This is a genomic window from Planctomycetota bacterium (assembly GCA_038746835.1).
GTDB lineage: Bacteria > Planctomycetota > Phycisphaerae > Tepidisphaerales > Tepidisphaeraceae > JBCDKH01.
Genome location: JBCDKH010000149.1, coordinates 1 through 9,172, shown reverse-complemented (window position 1 = coordinate 9,172; position 9,172 = coordinate 1). Strand labels below are relative to the sequence as shown.

The window sequence follows — 9,172 nt, the reverse complement described above, 5'->3', positions numbered from 1 at the left end:
TCGGGATGAACGACATGCCCGACGCGCCCGACAGCGACGGCAGGATCGCCGTCAGCAAGGCATCGCGGTTGGGCGTTTCGAGTCCCTCGCCGTCGTTGCTGGCGTCGTGGTCGATGAGAAAGCTCAACTCGTCGTAGCCGGTGCGGGCCAGTAGCGGCGTAACGGGTTGGAAGCGCTCCTGCGTCACCGGCAGCAGGTCGGCGGAATAGTCCGGCCATCCGTACCAAGTCGGCCGCTCGCCGGATTCGATGCTGAATAGGCGAAGTACGGCATCCGGATCGTCGCGCACCGGGCGGGTGCCGCGGCGCTCCATGCCCTGGTTGGCGGCGTAGAGCTGGGCAAACTCGTTGAACGCGAGCCCCGTCGGATGGCGAATGCCGTGGGCTTCGATGCGAAGATCGCCGCCTGTCGGGTCGACGCTGTAGACCGCGGCGGTCGGTTTCTGATTGTCGGCCGGCGGAATGCGTTGACCGCTTTGGCCGAACGCGTTGAAAGGTGCGGTGTTGACCTTGTCGGGGTAGATCAGACCTCGAAAGGGGTCTTCGGTATCGAAGCGATAGCCGAAGATTTTGAGAGGCACCAGCGGCACGTCGTGGAAGTCGCGATGTCGCTTCAGCCAACCGGCCTCGTTGTTGTCGAGCCCGACGACGCCGCTGTTGGTCGCACTGCCGACTCCGAAAAAGAGCCGGCCGGTGAGCGGATGGAGTGCTAGGTCGGTGACAGCGTGATCGCCCCGCGCTGGCAACTCGCCGACGACGGTCCGCATGGGTGGCCGGCGGTCCTTCGGCTTCCAGTCAGCGATGTCGAACGCAACGACGAGCCCCAGTCCATCGCCGCCGCGGGCCGTGACGTAAAGCTCGCCTTCGTGGACCAGAAGACCACCGACCGGTGCCTTCAGCCGAGGGCGACCATCGAACCAGCTGACGATTGCGTTGCGTGCCGGATAAAGCTCCTCAATCTCGCCGGTCTCCAGCTCCAGCCGCTGGATGCGAATCTCGTCGCCGCGTGGGAAGCGATCGCCGAGATAGACGTAGCCATTTTCTTCGTCGAGCGCGATGGCCGTCGCGCCGGTGAGGTTCTTGGCGACGATGTCGAGCTGCATGCCCGACGGGAAGTCGATCCCACGTCGATCGATGCTCGGGCGGGCGTTATCCGGGTAGCCACGCGGGCTTCCGGCACAACCGACGAGACCAACGACGGCCGTCAGCAGCAAGACACGCAGCAGACTCGCGGGCAGGGAAGGCGTCACCGTCTGCGACCGTAACCCGCCCCGCCACGTCGGACAACAGCGAGCGTCTGGCTGGACGCACTGCCAGGCCTGGGCACAATGTGACGCCTTGGCCGTGTCGTCCGCGTCAGCTTCCGATCCGTACGCGGCCGTCCGGGCGGTCTGCCGACATCACGCCAAGAGCTTCTACTTCGCCAGCCACTTCCTGCCGAAGGACAAGCGGCGTCATGCCTACGCGGTGTACGCCCTGTGCAGAAGGCTGGACGATGCGGTCGACGAGGCCCCGGACGTCGGCGCCGCATGCGGAGCCGTCGCCGACTTTGGCCGGTTGCTCGACGGCGTGTACGACGACAAGCCGTTGGACGACCCTGTCGCTGAAGCCGCCCGGCAGACGCTGTCAACCTGCGACATCGCCCGGACGCTGTTCGACGATCTGGCGGCGGGCGTGGAAACCGACCTGACGGTGAGCCGCTACGCGGACTGGCCGACGCTGGAGCAGTACTGCTACCTCGTCGCGGGCGTGGTCGGCCTGATGATGTGCGGCGTCTTCGGCGTCACCGATCCGGCGGCCAAGCAGCACGCGATTGCGATGGGCAACGCGATGCAGCTGACAAACATCTTGCGCGACGTCAAAGAGGACTGGCGCCGCGGCCGGCTCTATCTTCCGGCGGACGAACTGCTGCGATTCGGCATCACGGAAAACGACGTCGACGCGTTCAGCCATGGCCGAGCTGTCAACGACGAATGGCGACGTTTCTGCAGCTTCCAGGTCGGCCGGGCGAGGTCTCTGTACGGCGAGGGTTTTGCCGGGCTCGGCTACATCCCGCTCGACGGCACCCGCCAAACCGCCGCCATCATGGCCGTCGTCTACGGCGGGATTCTGGACGCCATCGAAGCCGCCGACTTCGACGTCTTCACCGAGCGACGGCGGCTGAGTCTCTGGCAGAAGCTTCGTCGTGTGCCTGGTGGGCTAAGGCTCGCTCGCCGAACTCAGGAATTCGACTCGGCAACCTCTCGCTTTTCGTAGAACAGGCGAGCCACGCCTTCGTGATCGAAGATCGTGACCGCTGCGTCGGTCGCAACGTGTGCCGCTTGCCCGTTCTGGCTGGCGAGGGCTTCAGGATGCAAAATCCTGATGATCTTTCCGCTCGTGAGCTCGATGTAGAACGGCTCGAACGGCTGGCGGCTTCGGAAGTCGCGAAGTGCTTGCTCGAAGTGATCGGCCTTCATGCAGAGATACTACGAACCGGCCGCCTGAATTGCATCGGCAGACGTTCTTGGTAGTCTCTGCACCACATGCAGCCTCCCGCGCCACCACGGATGGATGGCGCACCCGAGTTGTCTCGGCCGGGCACGGAACGCCCCGTCAGCCGCTTCAACCAACAACGGGTGCACTTCGTCGGCATTGCCGGTTGCGGCATGAGTGGCCTTGCGCACGTGCTGCTCGATGCCGGAGCGACCGTCACCGGGACTGATCCAGCCGACGACGAGGTCGTCGCTCGCCTGCGTGAACGCGGCTGCACGATCGGGCACGTTCAGGACGGATCGCTTCTGACCGAAGACATTGCCCTGGTCGTCCGGACCGCGGCCGTGAAGGACGACAATGCGGAGCTCGTTCGCGCGCGTCAGCTTGGCCTGCCGGTCACCAGCTATGCCGACTTGCTCGGCGTTGTCATGGCGGAGCGGCAAGGCGTGGCGGTCGCGGGGACACACGGCAAGACCACCACGTCGGCGCTCATCAGCTACGCACTCGTCCGTGGCGGGCTCGATCCGTCGTTCGTCGTCGGCGGGACGATCCCGCAGCTTGGCGGCGGGTCGCACAGCGGCTCGGGCGACGCGTTCGTTGCCGAGGCGTGCGAATACGACCGCTCGTTCCTGAAGCTTCGTCCACACATCGCCGTCGTCACCAACGTCGAGGCCGATCACCTCGACACCTACCCGGGAGGCCTGCCAGAGATCGTCGAGACGTTCGGCGAGTTCTGCCGGCTCGTACCGGACGACGGCCGGGTCATCCTGAACGGCGACGACCCCAACAGCCACGGACTCGCCGGCGACAAGCCGGTCTGGCGAGTCGGTCAGGGTCTCGGATGCGACTGGACGCTCGTGCCCGCCGGCCTGGTCGATGGCCGGCCACAGGGACGACTGCTCTTTGGCGACAAGCTCGTCGCAACGCTCGACCTGAAGCTGCCCGGACGACACAACCTCATGAACGCCGCCATGGCCGTCGCCGCTGCGGTGGCCGCTGGTGCGACCGTCGACCAGGCCACGCTGGCTGTGAACGACTTCCGCGGCGTCGACCGACGACAGTCGCACCTCGGCCTCGTCCACGGGACCAGCGTCGATGTCGTCGACGACTACGGCCACCATCCGACGGAGATTCGCGTCACGCTCGGCGCCCTTCGCGACCGCTATCTCTCCAAGGGCGACGGCCGACTGCTGTGCGTGTTCCAGCCGCACCAGGCAAGCCGAACGCGGCACCTGCTGGCTGACTTCGCGACCAGCTTCGCCGCGGCGGACCTCGTCTTTTTCCCCGACATCTACTCCGTTCGCGACACGGCGGACGATCGCCGGTTCGTCACGAGCGACACGCTGGCCCAACGCGTCCGCGACGCAGGACAGCACGGCGAGCACGTCCCGGGATTCGACGCCGTTGCCCGCCGAGTTCGCGGCGAAATCCGCGACGGTGACCTCGTCGTCACGATGGGCGCGGGCGACGTCTGGAAGGTCGGCCGAATGCTGGTCGACGGCACATTCGACACTGTGAAGGAAGCCGCATGACAACGTTGACGCTTCCAGCTTGCCTTCGCGAAAACGAGCCGCTCGCGGCGCACACGTGGTATCGCCTCGGCGGTCCGGCTCGTTGGTTCGCCATGCCGACAGACGAGACTGAGTTGGCCGACGTGCTCGCCTTTTGCGACGCAGAAGGCGTCGACGTCTACCCGCTCGGCCTCGGTGCCAATCTGCTGGTCGGCGACGACGGCGTGGACGGATGCGTCGTGCGACTGGCCGGGCGGTTTTGGGAACGTGTCGAGGTCGACGGCTCGTCGATCACCGTTGGCGGCGGCGTGAGCCTCGCGAAGCTGACCAAGCAGTGCGAGCGACTCGGCCTCAGCGGCTTCGAATGCATGGCCGGCATCCCCGGCACCGTCGGCGGCGGGCTCCGCATGAACGCCGGCGGACGATTCGGCGACATCGCCTCGACGGTCCGCGACTTCCGCGTCCTCGACCAGGATGGCACGGCACGCACCATCACCAAGAACGACGGCGGCTTCGGCTATCGCACCAGCGGCTTCGAAGCGCCGTTCGTCGTCTCGGCGACCTTTGACCTCGTTCCGAGCTCGCCCGAAGTCGTCGCGGCACGGACGAGGGAAGTCTGGACGTACAAGCGACAGAGCCAACCGCTTGGCGGACGCGACGGACGCTCGTGCGGCTGCGCGTTCAAGAATCCGCCCGGCGATTCTGCCGGCCGACTCATCGACACCGCCGGTCTGAAGGGACTGGCCGTGGGTGGTGCTCGCGTCAGCGAGCTGCATGCGAACTTCATCACCGCTGACGCCTCTTGCCGAAGCAGAGACGTGCGGCATCTCATCGCCCTGGTCCGCCGACGCGTTCGGCAGCGCCATGGCGTTCGGCTGCACACGGAAGTGCAGCAGTGGCCGATGCGCCGCAGGCGTGATCGTGCCCTCCTCCAAGCCTCGTGAACGAAGGACCGTTCCCATGGAAACCTTGCGCATCACCGTCTTGGCCGGTGGACCCGATGGCGAACGCGGCGTGAGCCTCGCCAGCGGTCGAGCCGTCGCCGCTGCACTTGCCAATTCCGGCCACGACGTCCACTTCGCGGACGCCGGCCCTGGCGATCTCGCGGCACTTGATGTCCCGTGCGATGTCGTCTTCCCTGCCATGCACGGCCCGTGGGGCGAGGGCGGTCCGCTGCAGGACGAGCTCGAAGCCCGCGGCCTGGCGTACGTGGGATCACGACCGGAGCCCGCGCGACGCGCGATGGACAAGATGGTTGCCAAGAAGGTCTTCGAGGAGGCTGGTCTGCTGACACCGGCCGCCGTGGAGATCGACACGATGGAGCCACTCTCGATCGACCGCGACGTGGTCGTCAAGCCGCTGGCCGGTGGAAGCAGCCTCGATGTCTTCGTCCGACGTCGCGAACAGGAGACCAACCTTGCCGACGTCGACGCGGCTGTGAGCTACCTGCTGGCCCGCTACGGCCGGTGCATGGTCGAGGACATGGTTGACGGCATCGAGATGACCGTCGGCATCCTCGGCAACGAAGCCCTGCCGCCGATCTGGATCGATGCCTCCAACACGTCCGCCGGCTGGTTCGATTACGGTGCGAAGTACCGACCCGACGGCGCGCCGCACCGATTCGACGTGCCGGAGTTCGTGACGACCGACGTGCTCGTCCGCCTGTGCGACGTTGCCGTGAAGGCCCACGAAAAGCTCGGCTGTCGCGATTTGTCCCGTGCGGACATGATGGTCACGCCGGCCGGGGAGATCTGGCTGCTGGAAGTCAACACGATGCCCGGCTTCACGGGTCGCTCGCTGCTGCCCGATGCGGCTCGGCACACCGGCCTGGGCTTTGAGGAGCTCTGCGACGGGCTGGTCCAACGGGCGGCGGCTCGTGGCGAGCAGACGCCGGTTCTGGCGGCTTAGCATCCCGCGACGGGCGGTCGGGTGAGGGGCCCGCTAAGGGACGGCCCGCGCAAGTAACCGTCCGCCGCCCTCCTTCTCACACCTTGGCTGGCGGCGCTACCCGCCGCCGACCGATAAGCATTTCCAGGGATTTCCTGCTCTTTCATGGCCCGCGTCACGCCCGACCATTCCAAACGCAAGAAGCGACGCCAGACCAAGGCCCAGCTGCGAGAGGCTGCCGAAGCGGCGACCAAGAAACGCGAGCAACGCCGTGCTGCCCTGCTGTTCGGCATCAAAGCTGCCGGGGCGTGCTCGATCGTCGGCGGACTCCTGGTCGGCTACAACGCACTGGCCGGGCACGTTCGGAACGACATCGTTCACCACGACGCCTCGGCCTCGGAGGTCTTGGCGATCAAGTTTGTCGATCGGCCGGACTGGATGGATGACGCAATTGCGACCGGCGTCGCCGAACGCCTGCGGACCGCACTGGACGGCGTTTCGGCGTCGCAGCTCGATCCTGCTGCACTCGACGCAGCCGTCGACGCACTCGGCGAGGAACCATGGATCAAAGACGTCATCGACGTGCGTCGCTACGGCGACGAGCTGGTCGTTCGGTGTGACTGGCACATCCCCGCTGCCGTCGTTCGGCACGATCGTGGCGGATCGGCGAGCTATCACCTTGTCGCGGCCGACGATTCGGGTGAGATCACGACGGCCTACCTGCTTCCACCGACGTACGACTTTGCGACCGTCGAACGGCTTCGCTCGGGCGAGCGCTCTGGCGAAACCGTCACCGGCGGCCTGCGGATCGTGACCGGCGTCAACACCTCGCCGCCTGACGCTGCCGGACAGACCTGGCGTGGCGACGCACTTGCTGCTGGCTTGGACGTCGCGCGACTGCTCCACGGCATCGAAGCCGCGGCCGACGTCACCGTCGTCGACGTCTCGGGCATTGCCCGGCCGACCCGCCCCAACGTCGCCACCAGCGCTGGAGGCGGCACGTCGCCTGTGGTCTTGCAGACGCGCTACGGCACCGAGCTCTACTGGGGCCGCGCACCGCGATCGACGGACTTCCTCATCGAGCCGTCGCCTGAGCGCAAGCTCGAGAACCTGCTCTCAGCGACCGACCAGTTCGGCCCGTCGCGAAACTACCCGCAGTGGATCGACCTGCGCCGTGACCAGGGCGTTCACTTGAAGTGACCCGTCAGGTCGTCGGATTTAGCGTCCGCCGAATGCACCTTGGACGGGCTTCACGTCGACGACCTCGGGTCGGCCGTTGCTGATGTCCCATTGGACCATCGCGACCAAGCCGCTGCGGCGTTCGAGGACGTAGAGCGCCTCGTTGCCATCGGCCTGAAGGCTGGTGACAAGCTGGTACTCGCGGCTGTCGGCGACCTCGGATGCGGACGCCGTCGACATGAGCGCCGACGGGCGAATCGCGTGGGCGGCGAGCAGGACCGCGAAGATGACGGCCATCACGCCGAGCCAGAAGCTGCGACGATCCAGCGGGTGAGCGACGACCTGTGTTTGTGTTGCTTGTTCCATGGTGGTCGTCCTAGCGGCCTCGGGCCTGGTTGAAGGCTTGGCTGAGGGGAAGCGGCGCGATGAACGTGATGCCGTTCTGCCGGTCGAACGCGGCCGCCGTCAGGTTGCCGGTGCGGGCGTCAATGATGTAGAGGATGTCCTGGTTCGCGCTGGTCAGCGTGGCAGGGATCATCACGTAGTCGCTCGGGCCGGCGGCAACCTGTGCGTTGGCCGGCGTAGCTCCGGGCAGGAACGGCACGGCAAGCGAAAGCCCGAGCACAGCGTTCACGCCGACCAGCGCGGCGAGCAACGGCTTCTTCCAAGACGATCGACGAGGTGACGGCGGAGGTTGCGTCATGGCGATGGGGTTGAGACCGCGGACGAGGCCGCTAGTCGAGGTGGGTGCGGCGGGCGTCCTTGAACAGGGCAATGCCCGCGACGAGTGTCAGGCCGGCAAAGACGAAATACGCGGCTGTCGGGCGATCGCTGGCTTCGGCGACGACGTCGGATTCGTTGTAACCACGCAGTCGGCCGTCGGCGTCGCGAACGCGTTTGTCGGCTTCCGAGTTCACTTGAGCAAGGACGGCCGTGGCTGGCGCGAAAGTCACGAACAACGCACACAGGATGGCCAGACGCCTGAAGGTGTGAAGCACGGTGGCAGCATAGCAGACACGCCTGCCAGTCCAATTCGAGCCGACATCACAGCCACGCTTCCATCGGCTTGGCCAGCTGTCGAAAGTCGCCAGCGTTGACCGTGACCGTGTCCCAGCGGGCACTGCGCTCGGTCATGGCGTCGCGGTAATCGCGTAGGACGATGCCCAACAGCAGATAGTGCCGTTCCTGATCCTGCCAGACGAGCCGGAAGTGCCCGGGCGGCGGCGTCAGGACGGGATCGATCTCGAACGCGTACGCCAACATCGCAACGAACCCGTCGCCGAAGACGCGTTCCCACTGGTACAAATCCTCGACGTCGCGACGCGTCGCCCACGTCTGCAGCGAGGCGTTGTCTTTCGCCTTGCGGCCTTTGACGTCGACGAGCAGGTTCGGCCCGGTCTTGGAGTAGACGACGAAGTCGAAACTCTTGAGCCGGCTGCCTGCGAAAAGGGCTTTCTTGCTCTCGTCGACCGCGACGTACGGCATGCGCTTGTCGCGCAAAAAGCCCTCGAAGGCACGCTCGTAGTGGTTGTGCCTGAGCACGCCGTGGACACTCTACCGATTTGACCAGCATTGGCCTAGCCCAGCTCCGTCATCCTGAGCGAGCGCTGCAAGTCGAAGGACCTCGTCCGGAAGATCATCCAGAGGCAGGCGAGGTCCCGCGGCTGCGCTCGGGATGACGGACGAGCACTCTCAGGCGAAAAGGCTCCGGCTCTCGTCGTCGAACAGGATCGGCGGCGGCGTGAGGGCGGCAAAGTCGACCGGCACGCCGCGGAATCCGCCGGCCTCCGTGCCGAAGTTCGCCCGCAGCAGGCCGAAGTCGGCAAGGTCGACGGAGCCGTCGAAGTTGAAGTCGCCCTGGGCAAAGGTGGCATTCGAACTGCCGAAGTTCGCCCGCAGGACGCCGAAGTCCGCAAGGTCGACCTGTGCGTCGCCGTTGGCATCGCCACGCAGCAGGAAGAAGTCGCCCGCAAAGGCCGGGCTGTCGACAGGAATGCTGTTGACATCGATCAGCAAGCTGCCTGGCGAGACGAACACGTACTCGCCGTCCGGAAGCGTGACATTCGGAGTCAGCTCGAACACCGTGAAGGTCGGTGCGATGATCGGAAAGACGGTGAAGTC

Annotated in this window: 12 protein-coding genes; 5 read left to right on the top strand and 7 right to left on the bottom strand. The window is 66.1% G+C overall.

Features of this window, described 5'->3' with window-relative positions; all coding sequences use genetic code 11:
• Window positions 1–1,249: hypothetical protein (locus AAGI46_13075; GenBank protein ID MEM1013139.1), on the bottom strand; the 1,249-nt coding region annotated here is incomplete at its 3' end.
• A gap of 94 nt (window positions 1,250–1,343) precedes the next feature.
• On the opposite strand from AAGI46_13075, the gene AAGI46_13070 reads away from it, so the two are divergent.
• Window positions 1,344–2,255: a phytoene/squalene synthase family protein gene (locus AAGI46_13070; protein MEM1013138.1), complete on the top strand. Its 912-nt coding sequence runs from the start codon at window positions 1,344–1,346 to the stop codon at window positions 2,253–2,255.
• On the opposite strand, the gene AAGI46_13065 is transcribed toward AAGI46_13070, so the two are convergent.
• Complete coding sequence (locus AAGI46_13065) at window positions 2,219–2,458, bottom strand: hypothetical protein (GenBank protein MEM1013137.1); 240 nt, start codon at window positions 2,456–2,458, stop codon at window positions 2,219–2,221. The two genes, AAGI46_13070 and AAGI46_13065, sit on opposite strands and share 37 nt — an antisense overlap.
• Window positions 2,459–2,524: 66 nt before the next feature.
• Here AAGI46_13065 and murC point away from each other — a divergent pair, with 66 nt between their 5' ends.
• The 4 genes from murC to AAGI46_13045 all read left to right on the top strand — a co-directional run bounded on the left by murC (window position 2,525) and on the right by AAGI46_13045 (window position 7,072).
• Window positions 2,525–4,006: a UDP-N-acetylmuramate--L-alanine ligase gene (gene murC, locus AAGI46_13060; protein MEM1013136.1), complete on the top strand. Its 1,482-nt coding sequence runs from the start codon at window positions 2,525–2,527 to the stop codon at window positions 4,004–4,006.
• Window positions 4,003–4,929 (top strand): UDP-N-acetylmuramate dehydrogenase, encoded by a 927-nt coding sequence (murB, locus tag AAGI46_13055; protein MEM1013135.1) that lies wholly within the window; start codon window positions 4,003–4,005, stop codon window positions 4,927–4,929. Before murC ends, murB begins: the two co-directional genes overlap by 4 nt.
• 16 nt (window positions 4,930–4,945) lie before the next feature.
• On the top strand, window positions 4,946–5,893 hold the full coding sequence (locus tag AAGI46_13050) for an ATP-grasp domain-containing protein (GenBank protein ID MEM1013134.1): 948 nt from the start codon (window positions 4,946–4,948) through the stop codon (window positions 5,891–5,893).
• A 144-nt stretch (window positions 5,894–6,037) separates the two neighbouring features.
• Complete coding sequence (locus tag AAGI46_13045; protein ID MEM1013133.1) at window positions 6,038–7,072, top strand: hypothetical protein; 1,035 nt, start codon at window positions 6,038–6,040, stop codon at window positions 7,070–7,072.
• An 18-nt stretch (window positions 7,073–7,090) separates the two neighbouring features.
• Here AAGI46_13045 and AAGI46_13040 read toward each other — a convergent pair whose 3' ends face one another.
• The 5 genes from AAGI46_13040 to AAGI46_13020 form a co-directional block, all read right to left on the bottom strand.
• A complete protein-coding gene (locus AAGI46_13040; protein ID MEM1013132.1) occupies window positions 7,091–7,417 on the bottom strand; it encodes a hypothetical protein in 327 nt (108 codons plus the stop codon).
• A 10-nt stretch (window positions 7,418–7,427) separates the two neighbouring features.
• A complete protein-coding gene (locus tag AAGI46_13035; GenBank protein MEM1013131.1) occupies window positions 7,428–7,706 on the bottom strand; it encodes a hypothetical protein in 279 nt (92 codons plus the stop codon).
• Between the two features lie 79 nt (window positions 7,707–7,785).
• Window positions 7,786–8,049 (bottom strand): hypothetical protein, encoded by a 264-nt coding sequence (locus AAGI46_13030; GenBank protein MEM1013130.1) that lies wholly within the window; start codon window positions 8,047–8,049, stop codon window positions 7,786–7,788.
• A 46-nt stretch (window positions 8,050–8,095) separates the two neighbouring features.
• The gene (locus AAGI46_13025) at window positions 8,096–8,593 is read right to left on the bottom strand and encodes an HYExAFE family protein (GenBank protein MEM1013129.1); all 498 of its coding nucleotides are present in this window, start codon (window positions 8,591–8,593) and stop codon (window positions 8,096–8,098) included.
• A gap of 150 nt (window positions 8,594–8,743) precedes the next feature.
• A partial coding sequence (locus tag AAGI46_13020; protein ID MEM1013128.1) for a dockerin type I domain-containing protein occupies window positions 8,744–9,172 on the bottom strand: 429 nt, incomplete at its 5' end.

Coding starts and splice junctions, on each gene's coding strand:
- AAGI46_13040 (MEM1013132.1), bottom strand. CDS start 7,417: ATGGAACAAGCAACACAAACACAGGTCGTCGCTCACCCGCTGGATCGT.
- AAGI46_13050 (MEM1013134.1), top strand. CDS start 4,946: ATGGAAACCTTGCGCATCACCGTCTTGGCCGGTGGACCCGATGGCGAA.
- AAGI46_13065 (MEM1013137.1), bottom strand. CDS start 2,458: ATGAAGGCCGATCACTTCGAGCAAGCACTTCGCGACTTCCGAAGCCGC.
- murB (MEM1013135.1), top strand. CDS start 4,003: ATGACAACGTTGACGCTTCCAGCTTGCCTTCGCGAAAACGAGCCGCTC.
- AAGI46_13045 (MEM1013133.1), top strand. CDS start 6,038: ATGGCCCGCGTCACGCCCGACCATTCCAAACGCAAGAAGCGACGCCAG.
- murC (MEM1013136.1), top strand. CDS start 2,525: ATGCAGCCTCCCGCGCCACCACGGATGGATGGCGCACCCGAGTTGTCT.